Genomic DNA, 18,384 nt, shown 5'->3' on the forward strand with positions numbered 1-18,384 from the left:
CAGCAGTCGTACGGCGGGCCGGCACTGATCGGTTACCTTTCATCCAAGCGGTCGCAGGTTCGAATCCTGTCCGCCACCGCGCGGTGGCGGTAGCTCAGCCTGGTAGAGCACTCGGCGCGTCCGGTCGGGACACACACGCCCGCCGTGCGATTGCGACGGAGTAGGGCGGGCCGGATTCGGTCGGTTATCTGGTGACCTCTCAAGTCGGGCGGGTTCGAACCCCGCGTCGGAAAGCAATTTCCGTCTCCGGCCGAAACACCACGCCTGCCCCACTCCGCATACATGCCCCGTCGGGTCCGGGGCCGAATATCGACGCCCACGGGCGTATCGGAGGGGAACAATGAATATTCTGTCGCGGTTCAACCGCCGCAGCACACCGCAGTCCGCACCGGCCGACAATCGTCAGGTCGTGAACAACGCCGGTGGCTACGTTTTCGAGATCACGCCGCAGGCGCGGGTGCGCCGCTTCCTCACGCTCGGCACCGAATCGGGAACGTACTACGTGAGCCCCGCCGCGCTGACCGCCGACAACGCCGAGTTCCTCGTCGAGTACGCGGCCGAGCACACCGCCGACCTGGTGCGCGAGATCGTGGAGATCTCCACCTCCGGTCGTGCGCCGCGGCAGAATCCCGCGCTCTTCGCGCTGGCCGCCGCCGCATCGGTCGGCGATGTCGACGGCCGTCGTGCCGCGCTGGCCGCGTTGCCGCAGGTCGCGCGGACCGGTACTCACCTGTTTCTGTTCGCCGGGTACATCGAGCAGTTCCGCGGCTGGGGTCGCGGGCTGCGCCGGGCAGTCGCGAACTGGTACCTGGACAAGCCGGTCGACGCGCTCGCCTTCCAGGCGGTCAAGTACCGGCAGCGTGAAGGCTGGACGCACCGCGACCTGCTTCGCCTGTCACACCCGGCGGCCACCGACGACGAACGACGCAGGCTGTTCGACTGGATCTGCGGTCGCGCAACGGAACTCGACGGCTTGGCCGTGGTCGAGGGCTTCCAGCGTGCGCAGACCGCCCCGGCCGATCGGGTGCCCGCGCTGGTTCGTGAGTACCGGCTCGGCTGGGAGATGCTGCCCGATGCCGCGCTGAACACACCCGAGGTGTGGGAGGCGCTGCTGGACAACGGTATTCCGCAGACGGCACTGCTGCGTCAGCTCCCGCGTCTCACCCGGCTCGGCCTGCTGGACCCGCTCGGATCGCGGACGGCCGCGATCTGCGCCCAGCTCACCGAGCCGGCGCGGTTGCGCGCGGCCCGGGTGCACCCCGTCTCGGTGCTGATCGCTCTGCGTACCTACGCTTCCGGGCGTTCGGCACGCGGTTCGGGCAGCTGGACGCCGACGGCTCCGGTGGTCGACGCACTCGATGCCGCGTTCTACGCGGCGTTCGAGTTGGTGAACCCGACCGGTCTGCGGCACCTGCTCGCGCTCGACGTGTCCGGCTCGATGACCGCCCGGATCGGTGGTCTGCCGCTGTCGGCACGCGAGGCTTCGGCCGCGCTCGCCCTGGTCACCGCCCGCACCGAACCCCGGCACCAGATCGTCGGGTTCACCAGTGGCGGTAAGGGGTGGTCGCAGTCGAACGCGCTGTCGGAGCTGGCGATCTCACCGCGTCAGCGCCTGGACGACGCCGTTCGCGCGGTGTCGGGACTGCCGTTCGGCGGAACCGACTGCGCGCTGCCGATCCTGCACGCGCTGGACAAGGGCATCGAGGTCGACGTGTTCTCGGTTTACACCGACAACGAGACATGGGCGGGTTCGATGCACCCGCACCAGGCGCTGGCCCGGTACCGCCGCGAGGTGAACCCGCGAGCCAAGCTGGTGGTGGTCGGTATGACCGCGACGAACTTCAGCATCGCCGATCCCGACGACGCGGGCATGCTCGATGTCGCCGGTTTCGACGCGGCCGTGCCGTCGCTGCTGGCCGACTTCGCCACGGCCGCATAGAAGTTCACACAGCACAGAAAACGGAGCCGCCGCGACCTCGTTGTCGCGGCGGCACCTTTTCTTCTCGCGCGGAAGTTCCTCACCCTCAGGGGGCGACCGAGGACCAATCGGCGAAACCGGTGGGGTCGTGGCGGCCCATGGAGGCGTGTTCGAACAGGCCCCAGCCCTCGGCGTCGCCACAGCGGGCGTGGCCGATGTGGTCGATCACGCCGTAGGGGACGCGAGCTCGGATGGCGGGATCGGTGAGGTCGTAGGTGCTCGACAGCGACCAGTCCTCACCCATCCAGCGGCCGTGGGTCCAGTCGGGGTCGGCGCCGTAGCCGCAGCCCACGTGCAGGGCGATGCCGGGGCGGGACTCGATCTCGACCTCGAGGGGCTTGCCGTCGGGGGTCGTCATGTCGAGGCGGACCGAGCGCGGGTGGCGGGTGCCGGGCTCGTAGACCCAGGTCATGCGCGGCCAGCCGAGTTGTTCCTTGCGGCCGTCGTTCCAGATGCGCACCGCGTTGTTGAGGGTGCGGGTGCCGTCGGGTTCCTCCTGCACGATCACCACGATGGCGAAATCGGGGAACCGCAGCGGCGCGTACAACCACCAGAAACCACCCATGCCCGTCGGCCTGCCCGCCGGGTCGGGTTCGCCGGAGGGACGGATGCCCCAGGAGCGGTCGCGGCTGCCGGTCCACACCGCCGGGTCGACGGAGTAGTCGCGCCCGTGCACCGCGAGAGTGCCCTCCCACGAACCCAATTGGGCGAAACGCGAGGCCTCGATGATGGGCCGCGTGCCGGACAGGATCAGGTGCGGTTGTTCCTGCACGGCCGGCTGCGCCCCGGTCCAGGTGAGGTCGAAACCGAGATCGTCGTGTTCGCACACCACGCGCAACTTCTGCAGCGGCTCGATCACCTCGATGCGGTAACCGCCGACGCGGGTGTCGAGATCACGCGAGGTGAGCGCGTCGGAGAACCGCACACTGTGCTGGGTGTCGCCCTGGCGTGCGCACGCGAACGCGTCGACCACACCCAGGTTCGGGTACACGCCGAACCCGGTGATGAGCATGGTGTCACCGGCGGGGTCGAAGGCGTTGAAGTAGTAGCGGTCGTAGAAATTCCGGTCGCTGGTCGCCACCCGGGCCAGCGACAGCGGCGTCTGATGGACCGGGTATTCGTCCAGGGGGACGGGCATGATCGCGTTCATCGTCAGTCCCATTCGTAGGTGCCGTCGAGCAGCGCTTCGAGTCCGCGCCGGTGCATGATGTAGTCGTCGCGTTCGTCGGGCACGGTGTCCTCGCCGAAATGGATCATCCGCCGCTTGATCCGCGCCATCACGATGGCGTGGCGCAGCGCCGCGTACACGATGTAGAAGTCCAGGTCGGTGACGGTGTGGCCGGTGAGCTTCTCGTACTCGGCGACCACGTCGTCGCGGCGCAGGAAGTCGGCGAGGCCGGGCTGGTCGAACCGGGTGGCGATGTCCTGGAAGAACCGGTGGATGAAGATCAGCCACCCCAGGTCGAGCTCGCGGGGGCCAAGAGTGGCCATCTCCCAGTCCAGCACCGCGGCCGGGGTGAAGCCGTCGAACAGGATGTTGCCGGGGCGCGCGTCACCCCAGTTGAGCACCTCGGCGCCGGTCTCGGCGGGCCAGTTCGCCTCCAGCCAGTCGAAGGCACGCTCGATGAGCGGGATCTCGACACCGTCGTCGGCCAGCGCCCACCGGTACCAGGCGCGCTGAGCCTCGAAATGCCTGCGCAGCGCGGACCCTTCGCCGTCGAGCGCCGGAAAGCACTGTGCGGCATCGTCGATCGCGTGCACCTGGGCGATCACCTTGACGGTCTCGGCGGTGATACCGGCGCGTTCGGCGGGGGTGGCGTCGAAAACCCAGCCGAAGAACACGTACGGCGGATTGTCGGCGACCACCTGGCCATCGATCTTGTCCATGACGAAAAACGGAGTACCGAACAGTGATTCGTCGGTCTCGAGCCAGCGCAGGGCGGGCACGGGAACCTCCGACGCCGCCGCGACACCCGACATCACCTGGTACTGCAACGGCAGGTCATAGGACTGGAACACCGGAAACGACGAGTCCTCGGGCGCCATCCGCGCGACGAACGAACCGCTCTCGGCGACCCCGTTCACCGACCATTCGGCATCGAACAGAACCGTGGTGCTCGACATGCCGCCGGTGGCGGGCTTGCTGAGGTTGCCGATCGTCGGCGGGGCGTCGGCGCCGACCTTGCCCGACAGCCACCCCGAGAGCCGCTCGCCGAATGCGTCGAGATCGAGCTCGGTGACGGTCAGCGACTGCTGCGCGGTGTGGTCCGTGTCCTCGGACATACGTGGGGTCCCCTGTCGGCGTGGTGAAACGTGTTCCGTACCGGCGTACCGGAAGACCGGCCGGAATGTAAGGCGGGCGTCGGTGAGCGGGATTCAGGGTTGACACCTCCAAGATCGGGGTTTCCCCCGATGCGCGCGCGAGTCGTCGTCGGTAAAGCTTGCCGGACAGCCGTTTTCGATAGGGAGGTACGTAGTGACCGCAGTCGCCGCGGAGCGCGCAGTGGAGGAGCCGGTGCGTGCACCGGAGCCCAGGTGGCACCCGCTCACCCTGATCGCGTTCCGGTTCTGCGTCGCGTACTTCGGCTTGTTCTGCCTGTGGATGGCTCAGATCACTTTCGTCTTCCTCGGCGTGATCGCGCTGAAGATGCCCGAGGACGCCGTCGCCTGGCAGCTGCTCACGCTGGCCCCGGTGAGCAGCTGGATCGGGGAGCACGTGTTCGGCGTGTACGCCGAGCTGGAGATGAACGGCAGCGGCGACCAGGCCGCCATCTGGATCCAGTGCGGGCTGGTGCTGATCGTCGCGATCCTGGTCACCGTGGTGTGGTCGATTCTCGACCGGCGCCGCCGCGCCTATCCGCGGGCGTCGAGCTGGTTCCTCGTCGCGCTACGACTGGCCGTGGGCGGGCAGATGCTGTTCTACGGCTTCGCGAAACTGGTCCCGACCCAGATGCCGGAACCGGCCCTGACCACGCTTCTCACCCGCGTTGGCGACCTGAGCCCGATGTCGATGCTGTGGACCCAGGTCGGCTCCGCGCCCGCCTACGAGATGGCGCTCGGTGCGGCCGAGGTGCTCGCCGGGCTGCTGCTGTTCTGGCCGCGCACCGCGACCCTCGGTGCCATGCTCAGCGTGATCAGCATGGCCCAGGTGTTCCTGCTGAACCTCACCTTCGACGTGCCGGTGAAGATGCTGTCGGGGCATCTGCTGCTGATGAGCCTGGTGCTGCTCGCCCCGCAGGCACGGCGGCTGCTGGATGTGCTTGTGCTGGAACGTGCGTCAGGTCCGATGGTGCAGCCCGCGTTGTTCCGGTCCGCGCGGGCGAACCGGTGGGCCACCGTGGCGCAGGTCGCGGCGGCGTTGTGGATCGTGGCCGGAATGATCGTGGTGACCACGGACTCGTGGCGCGAATACGGCGGGGGCGTACCGGAACCGGAGCTGTACGGCATCTGGGAGGTGTCGGAGTTCTCGATCGACCAGGTGCCGGTGGCACCGCTGACCACCGATCCCGTGCGCTGGCAGCGCCTCATCGTGGACAAGGGCTCGGCGGGCTATCAGCGCATGGACGACACGATCGTCCCGGTCATGGCCACCGTCGACCCCGCGGCCGCGAACCTCACGCTCGCAACCGCGCCGACCGCACCCGATCAGGCGCCGTCACCGTACGCGACCCTGGCCGTGGACCGCGCCGACGACCGGCTCACCCTGCGCGGAGAGATCGCGGGCAAGCAGGCCACCGTCGTCCTTACCCGCGTCGACCTCGACAGTTTCCCCTTGCGCGGCACCGGGTTCCGGTGGGTGCAGAACAATCCCTACCTGGGCTGAGCCGTGCACGGTGCGGCGGGGCGCGCGCGGAGCGGCGTCCATCGGGCCGACCGGCACGAGGCAGCGGGCCGATACCGCAACGGCCGGGTGGGTGCGGGGATCAGCACGTCAGGAACTAGGCTCGGACATTGTGCCGAACACGTCTGACACCGCATCGACCCAGCCCGCCGGGGACCCGAACTACCTGGTCGGGCTCGATCTGCGTGGACGCAGAGTCGTGGTCGTCGGCGGCGGCACCGTCGCCCAGCGTCGGCTCGGGCTGCTCGTGGCCGCCGGTGCGGACGTGCACGTGGTCAGCCGGGCCGTGACCCCGGCCGTGGAGGGCATGGCAACGGCCGGACAACTCACCGTCGAACTGCGCGACTATCGCGACGGCGACCTCGACGAGGCCTGGTACGCCATGGCCTGCACCGACGAACCAGAGACCAATGCCGCCGTGGTCGCCGAGGCCACCGCGAAACGGATCTTCTGCGTGCGGGCCGACATCGCCCGCGACGGCACCGCCGTCACCCCGGCGACCGCCCGCTACGACGGTCTCACCCTCGGCGTCCTCGCAGGCGGTGCGCACCGCCGCTCGGCCGCCGTCCGCAACGGTCTGCTCGAAGCACTGCAATCCGGTGTGGTGACCGATGATTCGGAACCCGTGACGCCCGGCGTCGCGCTCGTGGGTGGTGGCCCGGGAGACCCGGACCTCATCACCGTGCGCGGTCGTCGCCTGCTCGCCCGCGCCGACTTGGTTGTCGCCGACCGGCTCGCCCCGCCGGAACTGCTCGCCGAACTCGGCCCGCACGTCGAGGTCATCGACGCGGCGAAGATCCCCTACGGCCGGTCCATGGCGCAGGAGGCGATCAACCTCGCCCTCGTCGAGGGCGTGAAGGCGGGCAAGTTCGTCGTCCGGCTCAAGGGCGGCGACCCGTATGTCTTCGGGCGCGGGTACGAGGAGCTCGAGGCGTGCGCCGAGGCGGGCATCCCGGTGACGGTGGTGCCCGGCATCACCAGTCCCATCTCGGTGCCCGGTGCGGCGGGCATCCCGGTGACCCATCGCGGGGTGACCCACGAGTTCGTGGTCGTGAGCGGACACGTCGCCCCGGATCACCCGGACTCGCTGGTCGACTGGTCGGCGCTGGCCAAGCTGCGCGGCACCCTCGTGCTGATGATGGCCGTGGAACGAATCGACAAGTTCGCCGCCGCCCTGCTCGACGGCGGCAAGCCCGCCGACACCCCGGCCACCGTCATCCAGGAGGGCACCCTGCGCACCCAGCGGGTGGTGCGCGCCGACCTGGCCACCGTCGCCGAACGGGTCAAGCAGGAGGGCATCCGGCCGCCCGCGATCATCGTCATCGGGCCCACGGCGGCCTTCGGTGCCGAGGCCGCCGATCCCGCCTGAGGTCACGATCACGGCGGGTGGCGCCGACGGTGTCGTTTACAGTGGTCGACTGTGCTCGAAAACCCCGCTGCCTCGAAGCAGTCCCCGGTGAAGCAGTCGGCCTTCGGGCTCGCGATCATCGTTCTCAGCGGCCTGCAGTTCATGGTCGTGCTCGACGGCACCGTCGTGATCTTCGCGCTGCCCCGCCTGCAGGACGAACTCGGGCTGTCCAGCTCGGGCGGCGCGTGGACCGTCACCGCCTACGGCCTCACCTTCGCGGGCATGATGCTGCTCGGCGGCCGCCTCGGTGACGTCTTCGGCCGCAAACGCATGCTCATCACCGGTGTCGGCCTGTTCACCGCCGCCTCGCTGGCCTGCGGTCTCGCCCAGGGCGAGCTGGCCCTGCTGATCGCGCGCGCCTTCCAGGGTGCGGGCGCGGCGATCGCGGCACCGACCGCGTTCGCGCTGGTCGCCACCACGTTCGCGCCGGGTAAGGCGCGCAACCAGGCGGTGGCCGTCGTCGGATCGATGGCCGGGATCGGGTCGGTGAGCGGCCTGGTGATCGGTGGTCTGCTCACCGAGATGTCGTGGCGGATGATCTTCCTCATCAATGTGCCGATCGGCGCGCTGATCGTGGTCGGCGCGATGTACACGCTCTCCGACACCGCCCACCACCGCGCGCCCCTCGATGTGAAGGGCGCGGTGCTGGGCACTCTCGCCTGCGCACTGGTCGTGTTCGGCGCCACCGAGGGACCGTCGTGGGGGTGGGGCAGCCCGGTCATCCTCACCTCGCTGATCGTCGGTGTCGTGCTGCTCGTGGCGTTCGTGCTCATCGAACGCAACGAGGCCGACCCGCTGCTGCCGTGGTCGCTGTTCGACAGCCGCGACCGCAACTCGACCTTCCTGCTGATCTTCCTGGCGGGCGCGGTGCTCGGCGCGATGACCTTCTTCGTCGCCCAGATGCTGCAGAACTCGCTCGGCTACAGTCCGCTGCACGCCGGAATCGCCTGTATCCCGTTCACCATCGGCATCGGTGTCGGCGGCGCGCTGGCCTCCAAGGCGGCGTTGCTCGTGCCGCCGCGCTGGCTGCTGACCGGCGCTGCGCTCGTGCTGTCGGGGGCGCTGCTGTTCGGGTCGACACTGGACCGCCACATCGGCTACTTCACCACCCTGCTGCCGTTGCTCGTCGTCATCGGGTTCGGGGTGGGTGTGGCGATGGTGCTCGCACCGCTGTGCGTGCTGGTCGACGTGCCGCCGTCCGATATCGGTCCGCTCTCGGCGGTGGGGCAGATGTTCATGAACCTGGCGACGCCGATCGCGATCGGACTGCTCAGCCCGATCGCGGCCTCGCGCACCCTGTCGCTCGGCGGCAGCCCCGACACCAAGGTGTCGGCCATGACCGGACCCCAGCTCGACGCGCTCACCAGCGGCTACACCACGGTCCTGCTCGTCTGCTCGGGTCTGGCGCTGCTGGCCGCCGTGGTGGCGGTGACCTTGCGCTTCACGCCTGCTCAGCTGGCCCAGGCACAGCACGCCCAGGAGGAAGCCCAAAAGGCCTGAGGTCAGAGGCGGCCGGTCACTTTGTACGGCGTGATCCGTACCGTCACCCGTTCGGCGTCGTCCACCGAGGCCGGGTTGAACTCGGCGTAGGGCCGACCTGTGTACTTCAGGGACAACTCGTCGGGCAGCAGGCGATCAGGATCCGGGACGAGGGTGGCGGTGCCGCGGATGGCGGCGTAGACGAACGGGCGCTCGGGCGGGTTGACCATCACGGTGACGCGGGGGTCGCGGGCCAGGTTCTTGGCCTGCTGGCGGGCGACGGTGGTGGAGAAGAGCAGGTCGTCGCCGTCGCGTTTGATCCAGACAACAGTCAGGTGCGGATGCCCGTCGGGGCCGAGGGTGGCGACGGTGGCATACGCCTTCTCGTTGTCGATATAGGTGGACAACTCTTCCGACAGCGCGATGGTTCGGGTCATACCGGTACGAACGCGGCGGTCATGCCCGGCATTCCGGCCCGTTGTGGCAGAACGGTATTCGGGTTCTCGTGGCGAAGACGGGGTTGCCCGACAGTTGACGCGGCATGAGACTGGAGGGATGTCTGTGCTCGCGGAGAACCTGCTCGACCGGTGGATCGCCTTGGCCGGGACCGACTCCGAAGCCATCGGAATCGGCATCATCGGTCGCTACGCCGAACCACACCGCCACTATCACACCCTCACCCACCTGTCGGTGATGCTCGCCGCCGTCGACGAATTGGCCGACGCCGCAACCGATATCGACGCCGTGCGCTACGCGGCCTTCTTCCACGACGCGATCTACGCCGTCGACCGCGCCGACAACGAGGAACGCAGCGCCGACCTGGCTCGCGACGTGCTCGAATCACTCGGCGCCACACCCGAACTGGTGCACGAGGTGATGCGCCTGGTGATCCTCACCCGCGGTCACAACCCGGAAGCCGGCGACGCCAACGGCGCGGTGCTCTGCGACGCCGACCTGGTCGTGCTCGGTGGGACAGCGCAGGAGTACGCCGCCTACGCGGCCGCGATCCGCGAGGAATACCGCCACGTCCCCGACGACCTGTTCCGTGCCGGCCGTGCCTCGGTACTGCGCAATCTCGCCGAGCAACCGCGCCTGTTCCGCACGCCGCGGGCCTATCAGCGTTACGAGGGGCCCGCTCGCGCCAACCTGGCGGCCGAGCTCATCGGGTTGTCCGGCTAGTCCTTGCGTCCGGTCAGCGCGAGCGACGCGCCGAGGCCGATCATCACCAACCCGCCGGTCCCGCCGACCGCGGCCAGGCGTCGCGGTGACTGTGCGAACCAGGTTCTTGCCGACCCGGCCGCCAGCGCCCACAGTGAATCGAACACGAGGCCGAACACGGGGATGCACAGGCCGAGGATCAACATCTGCTGCGGTACGCCGCCGCGTGCGGGGTCGACGAACTGGGGGAGCAGGGCCGCGAAGAAGACGATGGTCTTCGGGTTCGCCAGGCCCACGATGAACCCGTCGCGCAATGCCGCGACCGCGTTGCCGTCGCGACCGTCGGGCCCGATCCGCATGGCATCGTGCAGTTGGGTGCGGTGCCGGAAGGCCTGAATGCCCAGGTACACAAGGTAACCCGCGCCGACGAGCTTGATCGCGGTGAACACCGTCGCCGACGCCATCACCACCGCCCCCACGCCACACGCGACGGCGACGACCTGGAGGTATACCCCGGCAGCGTTGCCGACCACGTTCAGCAACGCGGTCCGCCGACCGGCGGTGAGCGCCCGTCCGATGGTGAACAGCACGCTCGGACCCGGCACGAGCACGATCAGCAACGCCAGTCCGGCGAACGACGCCAGCGCACCCCAGGAGACCATGACCGCCACGGTATCCGGGCCGCGCTCAGCGCGCGAGCGCGTTGTTCGATTCGATCGCGGTCACGATGAGGTCGGCCACGCCGCGCTGTCCGGCCAGGGTCGGGTGATAGGGCAGCAGCGTGCGGTCGGCCAGGATCGGGTCGAACCAGCGCACCGACGGGTCGGCACACATCCCGAACTCGCGGGACGCGGCGACAGTGTCGACATAGATCGCACCGTGCGCGGCGGCCTCGCGCGCGACCACCGCGTTGAGCCGTTCGAACTTGGACTGGATGTGGGCGGCGTCGGCGTCGCGCAGTCCGGCCATCGCCGGGCAGCTGTGGTCGGTGAGGTAGGTCGGCCAGCCGTCGACGACGACGACGGCGTTCGGGGCGCGCCGGCTGATGTCGTCCAGTGCTGCCGCGTAACTCGGGGCGATCGCGTCGATCTTCTCGTCCCAGCCGTGGTCCGTCCCGCAACCGCCCAGGTGGCACCGCCCGAGGATGTACTGGGTCATGTCGGCGTCGTTGGCGCCGATGTGCAGTGTGACCAGCCGTGTCGCGGGCCCGAGCGCGTCCAGCTGCGGGGCGACACCCGGCCCCTGCTGCTGGGTCAGGTGCGGGATCTTCGCCGAACTGCAGGTGCGGTCGTCCAGGGTGAGGGCGAGCCGTCGCGCCACCAGTTTCGGTGCGTTGGCCGTCGAGCGAGCGCACTGCAGCGGAGCGGTGAGGTCGAGGTTCGCGGCACCGGTGGTCGCGGCACCGGAATCGCCGAGGGCCACATAGGCTGCTCCGCTCGCCGGTTCGGCGTGCGCTCCGGCCGAGAGCAGTGCGGACGCCGAAACGGTCAGCGCCGCAACGAGAGCGCGCATGCGGTTGGTCATCGAACATCCCTGGGGGTCGAGCGGTCGTCGGCGTCGGGTCGGTCGGCCGAGTTCAGGCTAGGCGGCGGCGCCCCCCGTTGTCTTTGTGCTGCGTCACGGTATCTGTTGGGCGATGCGATTGACAGGCAAGTAGCTACTTGCCTATGGTGGTTGCGGAAGAGACAAGGAGTGCTCGCCGTGAGCGATATCTTCACCGCCCTGGCGGACTCGACACGACGCGCGCTGCTCGACGAACTGGCCGATCGTGACGGTCAGACCCTGTTCGAACTGTGCGGCAGGCTCGTGACCAAGCACGGCATCAGCTCCTCGCGGCAGGCGATCACCCAGCATCTCGGGGTGCTCGAGGCAGCGGGCCTCGTCCGCACGAGGCGCGTCGGCCGCTACAAATTCCACTACCGCGACTTCACCCCGCTGCGCGAGCTGACGGCGCGGTGGCCCATTCCCCAGGAGGACACATGATCCGCATCGGCGTCACCAGCGTCTTCGTCGACGACCAGGACAAGGCCGAGAAGTTCTACACAGAGGTGCTCGGTTTCCAGGTGAAACACAAAGTGCCCCTCGGTGAGTACTCGTGGCTGACCGTGGTCTCGCCCGCCGACCCCGACGGCATCGAGTTGCTGCTCGAGCCCGACCAGCACCCTGCCGCGAAGGCCTACAAGACGGCCTTGAGCGCCGACGGTATTCCGATGATGATCTTCACCGTCGACGACATCGACGCCGAATACCGCCGCCTGACCGACCTGGGTGTCTTCTTCACCCAGCCGCCCCAGCCCATGGGCCAGGTGACCTCCGCCGTCTTCGACGACACCTGCGGCAATCTCATCTCCCTGAACTCGCCTGTCGGCGAATAGCGCACCGGGGCGTCGCCGGGTTTCCGCGGGGAACAATCGTGGCGCCCCATCGGTTGACCCGGCACATGACGACACTCGGATTGATCGGTAGCGGATTCATCGGTTCCACCCTGGCCCGGCTCGCGGTCGACGCGGGTCACGACGTGGTCCTCAGCAATTCGCGTGGCCCGGAAACCCTGGCGGACCTGGTGGCCGAACTCGGCCCTCGCGCCCGCGCGGCCACCCCCGCCGAAGCGGCCGAGGCGGGTGACTACGTGGTGGTCACCGTCCCGCTGAAGGCCTACCGCGAGATCCCCGTCGAGCCGCTGGCGGGCAAGGTGGTTTTCGACACCAACAACTACTATCCCGAGCGTGACGGCGCGTTCCCCGAACTCGACGCCGACGAGACCACCACCAGCGAACTCCTGCAAGCGCACCTGCCCGAGTCGAAGGTGGTCAAGGCGTTCAACAACATCGCCTACGCCAACCTCGCCGAACTCGCCCGTCCCGCGGGCGCCGCCGACCGCTCCGCGCTGCCCATCTTCGGCAACGACCCCGACGCCAAGAAGCTGGCCGCGGAGTTCATCGACAGCCTCGGCTACGACGTCGTCGACGGTGGTGACCTCCCGGAAAGCCGCCGCTCCCAACGGGATACGCCGGTCTACGTGCATCCGTACGCCGCCGACAGCAACTGGCCGCCCGCGTCGAAGCCCGCGAGTGCCGACGAGGTGCGCGCGGCCCTCGTGGCGGCGCGGATCTAACCCGTTCCCCACCTCCCCGCGGCCCGCAACCTGGCCAGCGTCGCCTGATCGGGGTGATGTTCGACCAGGAAGCGGGGCGGGAACAGGCCGGGCACGGCCCGCAATCCGACTTCGCGATCCAGCACCTCCCACGAAACACCGAACAGGGACGCGGTCGTCAGGTCGACCATGCTGACGACGTGGGCGCGCGGAAGCAGCGTGGCCACGGTGTCGGTCCACGCGGCCACCGTTTCCTCGATGCCGTTCTCGGCCCGTACGTGCAGCAGTTCGGCGACGAACAGATCCAGGCGGCCGGCTTCGGTATCGGCTTGCAAGCCCTGATACTGGGCGGCATGGACCGGTGCGGCGAGGGCGGCCTCGGCGGAACGGATCGCGGCCCAGGCGGGGTGGCCGAGAGGCACCGTGAACGGCGCGAGCCGACCCTGTTCGTCGACCGTGTAGGGAGCCGGTGAAACGGGCCGAACGGCATTGTCGAACATCTCCCGAGCGGCGGCGACCAGCTCGCAGACCCGCTCGGGAGAACTGGCCACGCCGGCGAGCACTCCGTAGCTGCCCGGCACGAAGAACAGCGGCTGCGCACCCGCCTTGTTGCCGAGCCCGGCCAGCCAGCCGTCGACCAGCGGCAGCGACCCCGCGTAGAGATCACCGTCGTCGTCCGGCAGGAACAGCACACCGTCCTCGGTGTCGAACAGCGACACGGTCTCCACCGCGAAGTCGATCATATTGGCGCGGGCGGTGGCGAAGACCGTATCGGCATCCACACCCCACTCGACCAGATCGTCCGGGGACACTGTGCGCATCGAGGTCGGCAGATCGATCACCACGCGTTCGGTGAGACAGGGCAGCAGCGGCCGCCACAGCATGTGGTCGCCGATCCGTTTCCCCTGGAACTCGAGGGTGAGGTCACCGGCCGGCCGCAGCACCGAGCGCAACGTCGGCGCCGCCGACACCCAGCCCGCTACGGGTTCGGTCATCACCGTTCGCGACGTCACCGCACGGCGCAGGTACTCGACGAGCAGCTGCACCGCTTCCTCACCGTCGAGGCCCTCGGCCAGCCGGAACGGCGTCTGCAGGCCGTACTGCTGAATCGCGCCGTCGGCGTAGACGACATCGACGTGGAACTCGGACGCATCGAACTCCGCCGAGACCACCTCGGGAAACGCCCGCAGGATGTCGACCGCCCACTTGCCGAAAATCGCGTCCCGCGAAGCAGATTCGCGACGCCGGAACAAACCCCTACCGAAACCCATTGAGCACTCTCTCGATCACGCATGTCCGGCCGGACGCGACCGAACCGCGGAACGTTACCGGTAACCGGACCGGCGCGCACCCCGAGTTCAGGTGATGATGAGAAGTTCTGTGGGCGAGGCGATTTCCGCGCGCAGACCGGCTTTGGTCGCGACACGGGCCACGCCGCGGATATCGGTGGGGTCGGCGCGGGTGAGGACGAGGGCGCGGGCGAGCAGCCCCTTGTGGTGTTTGTTGAAATGGCTCACCACGGTGCGGGAACCGTCGGGGTGCTCGGTGAGGACGTTGGCGGTGATCGCGTCGGGGACACGGCCGAGCTGCTGGTAGGTGCCCGAACGCAGGTCGATGACGAGCTCGCCCGCGGCCTCGGCGTAGAGGGCGTCGGGCAGGACGTCGCGCCACAGGGCCGACAGGGTGGGCAGGCCGGGGAGCTTCGTGCCGCCGGAGAGGCGGTAGGCGGGGATCGGGTCGCCGGCGCGGACGGCACCGAACAGGGCCGAACCGATGCCGAGCCGGGCATACGCCTTGGCCCGCTGCACTTTGGTGAACGATTTCGCGTCCAGCGCGTCGTAGAGCACGCCGGTGTAGCGCTCGAGCGCGGGCCGGGTGGGGGAGGTGCGCAGGGTCGCGTTGCGGGCGATCTCGGTGTCGGCGCCCTTGCCGAGCCCGAGCACGGCAGCCGAGGTTGCTGGATCGGCCGCCAACTGGACCACCTCGGTGATCAACTTGTCGCGCACCGCGCTCAGCTGCGGCATCGCCAGATCGTCGAGGTTCAGGGGCGCGCCCGAACCGCCGTCGGACTTGGTCTCGGAGGGAGGCAGCAGCACCAGCACGAGCGTCAACGGTAATCGCCGAGCTGATCACCGCAGCGCCCCACCCCGCCGCTCCCGGCAAAGCCGCGTCTTCGTGCTCGCCGACTACGGCATCCGAAGTCCAGGGTGCTCAGCGCACCGCTTCCAAGAACTTGCGCGTCCGCTCGTTGGTCGGCGCCTCGAAGATCTGCTCCGGCGGACCCTGCTCGACGATGCGCCCGGCATCGAACATCAGCACCCGGTCCGACACCTCGCGGGCGAAACGCATTTCGTGGGTGACGATCAGCATGGTGATGTCGGTGGTCTCGGCGATGGTGCGCAGCACGTCGAGCACGTCGCCGACCAGTTCCGGGTCGAGCGCGGAGGTCACCTCGTCGAGCAGCATCACCTTCGGGTCCATCGCGCAGCACCGCGCGATCGCCACCCGCTGCTGCTGACCACCCGAGAGCTGGGAGGGGTGCGCGTTCTCCTTGTCGGCCAGGCCGACCACATCCAGCAGATGCCGTGCCCGCTCGCGCGCTTCGTCTTTCGACTTGCCGAGCACGTGGATCGGCGCCTCGGTGATGTTCTCGAGCACCGTCATGTTCGGGAACAGATTGAACTGCTGGAACACCATGCCGATCTTGGTGCGCACCGCCCGCAGGTGCTTCTCCTTGGCGGGCATCAGTTTTCCGTTGCGTTCGGTGTGGGTGAGGGGTTCACCGTCGACCCAGATGACGCCCTCGCTCACGGTTTCCAGCGTCATCAACAGGCGCAGGATCGTGGTCTTGCCCGACCCCGACGGGCCGATCAACGTGACCTTCTCCCCACGCCCGACCGTGAAATCGAGGTGGTCGAGCACGGTGAGGTCGCCGAAGCGTTTGACCACCTGATCGAATCGAATCATCTCGTCAGTAGTAGGCAAGTCGCTTCTCCAGTCTTCTGATCAGCACGGAGGTCGGGTAGCTGGCGACGAGGAAGAACACGCCCGCCAGGGTGATGGCCTCCAGGTAGGCGAAGTTGCGGGCCCCGAATTGCTGTGCCGCGGTGACCAGTTCGACCACCGAGATGGCGAACAGGAACGGGGTGTCCTTGAACATCGACACCGCGTTGGTGCCGAGTGCGGGCAGCGACGCACGGATCGCCTGTGGGAGCACCACCGCCCGCCAGGTGCGTGTCGGCGGCAGCGACAACGCGCGCGCCGCCTCCCACTGTCCCTTCGGTACCGCCTCGATCCCGGCCCGGTACACCTCGGCGAGATAGCTCGAGTAATGGATACCGAGCACGGTGATGCCGATCTGCAGCGCCGAGAACTGGGTGAGCAGGGTGTAGGCGAACAGCAACTGCACGACCAGCGGAGTGAGCCGCACGAACTCGCTCACCGCGTGGACGGGTGCGGCGAGCGGGCGCGGCATCGACTGGCGGATGATCGCGATCACCAGCCCCAGCACGGCGGCGAGCGCGAAGCCGAGCGCGGTGGCGAGCAGGGTGATCTGGAAGCCGTCCCACAGCACCGGCAGGGCGTCGCGGGCGCGCTCCCAGCTCCATTGGGCGTTCATGCGGTCACCTTCGCGTCGTCAGGGGCGAGTCGCAGCACTTCCTTCAGCGACGCACCTCGGCCGAGCTTGGTCTTGGCGCGGGTTTCCAGGAGGTTCATGCCGAGGGTCAGCAGGTAGGCGAGGACGAAATAGATCACCAGGCCGACGCCGAAGGAGAACAGGGTGTCGCTGGTGGTCTTGCGGAGCTGGCCGATCTCGTAGGTCAGATCGTGCAGGGTGATGTACGACGCCAGCGCCGTGGCCTTGAGCAGGTGGACGAGCAGATTGGTCAGCGAGGGCAGCATGAGCGCCCACGCTTGCGGGAACAGCACCCGCCGCATCCGCTGCCACGGACTGAAATTCAGCGCCACCGCCGCCTCGAACTGGGCGCGCGGCACCGCGTTCAGCGCGCCGCGCACCACCTCGGCACCGTAGGCGCCGTAGTTGAGGCCGAGCGCGAGAATGCCGCAGAACACCGGGTCGAGCTTGTAGCCGAGCAACGGCAGCACATAGAACAGCCAGAAGATCTGCACCAACAGCGAAGTGCCACGGAAGAATTCGATGAGCACACGGGCACTGCCACGGATCGCGAGCGAGCGGAAACGTGCGGCGGTACCGAGCGCCAGGGCGAGGACGAACGCGAGCAGCGCACCGCCGATGGTCAGTTCCAGCGTGACGACGATGCCGTCCCACAGCGCGGGGAGGGCATCGCGTACCGCGTCGAGCTTGCTCACCGGCCGATCAGATCTCACCCTTGCAGAGTTTGGCCGTCGTGTACTTCGGGTCGGGCAGTTCGCGTTCGGTGAAGCCGAACTTGCCGACGATGGACAGGTACTTGTCCTTGTCGCCGGTGATCTTGGCGAGCTCGGTGTTGTAGGCGGCGAGCAGGTCCGGATCGGTGGTGCGGAAGACCGTGCCGCCCGCGCCGACCTGCGGCTTGCCGTCGATGACCGCCACGAACGACGGCGTCACATCGACCGGCGCGTCGGGAGTGTGGCTCTTCAGCCAGTTCAGCGAGATCGCGGTGAGCGCGAACACGTCGGCGCGGCCCGAGGTGACCGCGTCCATGCCGTCCTGCGGGGTGGCCACCTGGGTGGCGTCGATGCCGAGCGACGCGGCGTAATCGGATTCGATGGCACCCGTCATCGCGGCCATCTTCGCTCCGCTGGATTTGATCGACTGCATATCGCTGAGGTTCATCGGATTTCCCTTTTTCACCATCAGCGCGGTGGTGTACATGAATTCCGGCTCGCTGAACGCCGCCTGTTCGCAGCGTTTCGGCAAGATCGACATTCCGGCGCTCACCGCGTCGAATCGGTCGGCCTGCAACCCGGGGATGAGGGCGCCGAACTCGGTCTGCACACCGTCGACGGTCTTGATACCGAGGTTGGCGAAGATCTCCTTGTGCAGGGCCACGGTCGCGCCGGTGAGCTGACCGCCCTCCTCGAACGAATATGGCGCCTCACCGGCGAAACCCACGGTGATCGTGCCCTTGTCCTTCAGCGACTGCAGGAGTTGGCCGCTCTCGGTGGTCTCGGTCTTCGTGCACCCGGCGAGCACCGCCGCCGCGAGCGCGGCACCGGCGAACACTGCTGTACAGCGCTTAGGCAGGGAAATCGTGTCCGGCATGGTCGGCCTCTCGCAGGGGTAGCGCCGCAGAATGTGCAGGTTACCGAATCTTCTTTTGTCGTCGGGAAATTCACGTCTGTGAAAAACCTAATGCTTCGATATTTGCCGATCCGGGTTCCGTTATCGTTTTGTTATCTGCTGATTGGCACGCGACTTCGATGGGTAACCTGATATGCGATTTCCGGCGCGGACCGGCGAC

At 68.2% G+C, this 18,384-nt stretch carries 19 protein-coding genes; 8 read left to right on the forward strand and 11 right to left on the reverse strand.

Annotated elements, in window-relative coordinates; all coding sequences use genetic code 11:
* Positions 1 to 340: 340 nt before the first annotated feature.
* Entirely contained in the window at positions 341 to 1,939 is a 1,599-nt protein-coding gene (locus tag AB0I19_RS06380; protein WP_357145300.1) for a TROVE domain-containing protein, read from the forward strand.
* A gap of 85 nt (positions 1,940 to 2,024) precedes the next feature.
* Here the strand turns inward: AB0I19_RS06380 and AB0I19_RS06385 are convergent, their stop codons facing one another.
* Together AB0I19_RS06385 and AB0I19_RS06390 are read right to left on the reverse strand one after the other, a co-directional pair.
* Positions 2,025 to 3,116 carry a hypothetical protein gene (locus tag AB0I19_RS06385; RefSeq protein ID WP_357145303.1) on the reverse strand — a complete coding sequence of 364 codons (1,092 nt, stop codon included), beginning with the start codon at positions 3,114 to 3,116 and terminating at the stop codon, positions 2,025 to 2,027.
* 14 nt (positions 3,117 to 3,130) lie between these two features.
* A complete protein-coding gene (locus tag AB0I19_RS06390; protein ID WP_357145306.1) occupies positions 3,131 to 4,261 on the reverse strand; it encodes a phosphotransferase family protein in 1,131 nt (376 codons plus the stop codon).
* A gap of 193 nt (positions 4,262 to 4,454) precedes the next feature.
* Between AB0I19_RS06390 and AB0I19_RS06395 the strand changes: the two genes are divergently transcribed.
* The 3 genes from AB0I19_RS06395 (at position 4,455) to AB0I19_RS06405 (ending at position 8,727) form a co-directional block, all read left to right on the forward strand.
* On the forward strand, positions 4,455 to 5,801 hold the full coding sequence (locus AB0I19_RS06395; RefSeq protein ID WP_357145308.1) for a DoxX family protein: 1,347 nt from the start codon (positions 4,455 to 4,457) through the stop codon (positions 5,799 to 5,801).
* A gap of 130 nt (positions 5,802 to 5,931) precedes the next feature.
* Positions 5,932 to 7,188: a uroporphyrinogen-III C-methyltransferase gene (gene cobA / locus AB0I19_RS06400; RefSeq protein WP_357145311.1), complete on the forward strand. Its 1,257-nt coding sequence runs from the start codon at positions 5,932 to 5,934 to the stop codon at positions 7,186 to 7,188.
* 51 nt (positions 7,189 to 7,239) lie between these two features.
* Positions 7,240 to 8,727 (forward strand): MFS transporter, encoded by a 1,488-nt coding sequence (locus tag AB0I19_RS06405; RefSeq protein WP_357145313.1) that lies wholly within the window; start codon positions 7,240 to 7,242, stop codon positions 8,725 to 8,727.
* A 2-nt stretch (positions 8,728 to 8,729) separates the two neighbouring features.
* Here AB0I19_RS06405 and AB0I19_RS06410 read toward each other — a convergent pair whose 3' ends face one another.
* Positions 8,730 to 9,143, reverse strand: a complete 414-nt coding sequence (locus AB0I19_RS06410; protein ID WP_357145316.1) for a PPOX class F420-dependent oxidoreductase — start codon at positions 9,141 to 9,143, stop codon at positions 8,730 to 8,732.
* Between the two features lie 118 nt (positions 9,144 to 9,261).
* Between AB0I19_RS06410 and AB0I19_RS06415 the strand changes: the two genes are divergently transcribed.
* Positions 9,262 to 9,885: a metal-dependent phosphohydrolase gene (locus AB0I19_RS06415; protein WP_357145319.1), complete on the forward strand. Its 624-nt coding sequence runs from the start codon at positions 9,262 to 9,264 to the stop codon at positions 9,883 to 9,885.
* Here the strand turns inward: AB0I19_RS06415 and AB0I19_RS06420 are convergent.
* Both AB0I19_RS06420 and AB0I19_RS06425 read right to left on the reverse strand, forming a co-directional pair.
* On the reverse strand, positions 9,882 to 10,526 hold the full coding sequence (locus tag AB0I19_RS06420; protein ID WP_357145321.1) for a LysE family translocator: 645 nt from the start codon (positions 10,524 to 10,526) through the stop codon (positions 9,882 to 9,884). The two genes, AB0I19_RS06415 and AB0I19_RS06420, sit on opposite strands and share 4 nt — an antisense overlap.
* Positions 10,527 to 10,551: 25 nt before the next feature.
* Positions 10,552 to 11,388, reverse strand: coding sequence for an SGNH/GDSL hydrolase family protein (locus tag AB0I19_RS06425; RefSeq protein WP_357145324.1), 837 nt, complete (start codon positions 11,386 to 11,388; stop codon positions 10,552 to 10,554).
* A gap of 177 nt (positions 11,389 to 11,565) precedes the next feature.
* Between AB0I19_RS06425 and AB0I19_RS06430 the strand changes: the two genes are divergently transcribed.
* From AB0I19_RS06430 to AB0I19_RS06440, 3 genes are all read left to right on the forward strand, one after another.
* A complete protein-coding gene (locus tag AB0I19_RS06430) occupies positions 11,566 to 11,847 on the forward strand; it encodes a metalloregulator ArsR/SmtB family transcription factor (protein WP_357145327.1) in 282 nt (93 codons plus the stop codon).
* Positions 11,847 to 12,239: a VOC family protein gene (locus tag AB0I19_RS06435; protein WP_067496485.1), complete on the forward strand. Its 393-nt coding sequence runs from the start codon at positions 11,847 to 11,849 to the stop codon at positions 12,237 to 12,239. The genes AB0I19_RS06430 and AB0I19_RS06435 overlap by 1 nt, the downstream gene beginning before the upstream one ends.
* 65 nt (positions 12,240 to 12,304) lie before the next feature.
* A complete protein-coding gene (locus tag AB0I19_RS06440; protein ID WP_357145330.1) occupies positions 12,305 to 12,979 on the forward strand; it encodes an NAD(P)-binding domain-containing protein in 675 nt (224 codons plus the stop codon).
* On the opposite strand, the gene AB0I19_RS06445 is transcribed toward AB0I19_RS06440, so the two are convergent.
* The 6 genes from AB0I19_RS06445 to ehuB form a co-directional block, all read right to left on the reverse strand.
* Entirely contained in the window at positions 12,976 to 14,229 is a 1,254-nt protein-coding gene (locus AB0I19_RS06445; protein WP_357145333.1) for a hypothetical protein, read from the reverse strand. The two genes, AB0I19_RS06440 and AB0I19_RS06445, sit on opposite strands and share 4 nt — an antisense overlap.
* Before the next feature lie 87 nt (positions 14,230 to 14,316).
* On the reverse strand, positions 14,317 to 15,060 hold the full coding sequence (gene yaaA / locus AB0I19_RS06450; RefSeq protein WP_357145335.1) for a peroxide stress protein YaaA: 744 nt from the start codon (positions 15,058 to 15,060) through the stop codon (positions 14,317 to 14,319).
* 109 nt (positions 15,061 to 15,169) lie between these two features.
* Positions 15,170 to 15,925 carry an ectoine/hydroxyectoine ABC transporter ATP-binding protein EhuA gene (gene ehuA, locus AB0I19_RS06455; RefSeq protein WP_357145338.1) on the reverse strand — a complete coding sequence of 252 codons (756 nt, stop codon included), beginning with the start codon at positions 15,923 to 15,925 and terminating at the stop codon, positions 15,170 to 15,172.
* 4 nt (positions 15,926 to 15,929) lie between these two features.
* Positions 15,930 to 16,577, reverse strand: a complete 648-nt coding sequence (gene ehuD, locus AB0I19_RS06460; RefSeq protein WP_357145341.1) for an ectoine/hydroxyectoine ABC transporter permease subunit EhuD — start codon at positions 16,575 to 16,577, stop codon at positions 15,930 to 15,932.
* Complete coding sequence (gene ehuC, locus AB0I19_RS06465) at positions 16,574 to 17,308, reverse strand: ectoine/hydroxyectoine ABC transporter permease subunit EhuC (RefSeq protein WP_357145344.1); 735 nt, start codon at positions 17,306 to 17,308, stop codon at positions 16,574 to 16,576. Before ehuC ends, ehuD begins: the two co-directional genes overlap by 4 nt.
* Positions 17,298 to 18,185: an ectoine/hydroxyectoine ABC transporter substrate-binding protein EhuB gene (gene ehuB / locus AB0I19_RS06470; RefSeq protein WP_357145346.1), complete on the reverse strand. Its 888-nt coding sequence runs from the start codon at positions 18,183 to 18,185 to the stop codon at positions 17,298 to 17,300. The genes ehuC and ehuB overlap by 11 nt, the downstream gene beginning before the upstream one ends.
* Positions 18,186 to 18,384 lie beyond the last annotated feature (199 nt).

It is taken from the genome of Nocardia sp. NPDC050413 (genome assembly GCF_040655475.1).
GTDB classification, from domain to species: domain Bacteria; phylum Actinomycetota; class Actinomycetes; order Mycobacteriales; family Mycobacteriaceae; genus Nocardia; species Nocardia coubleae.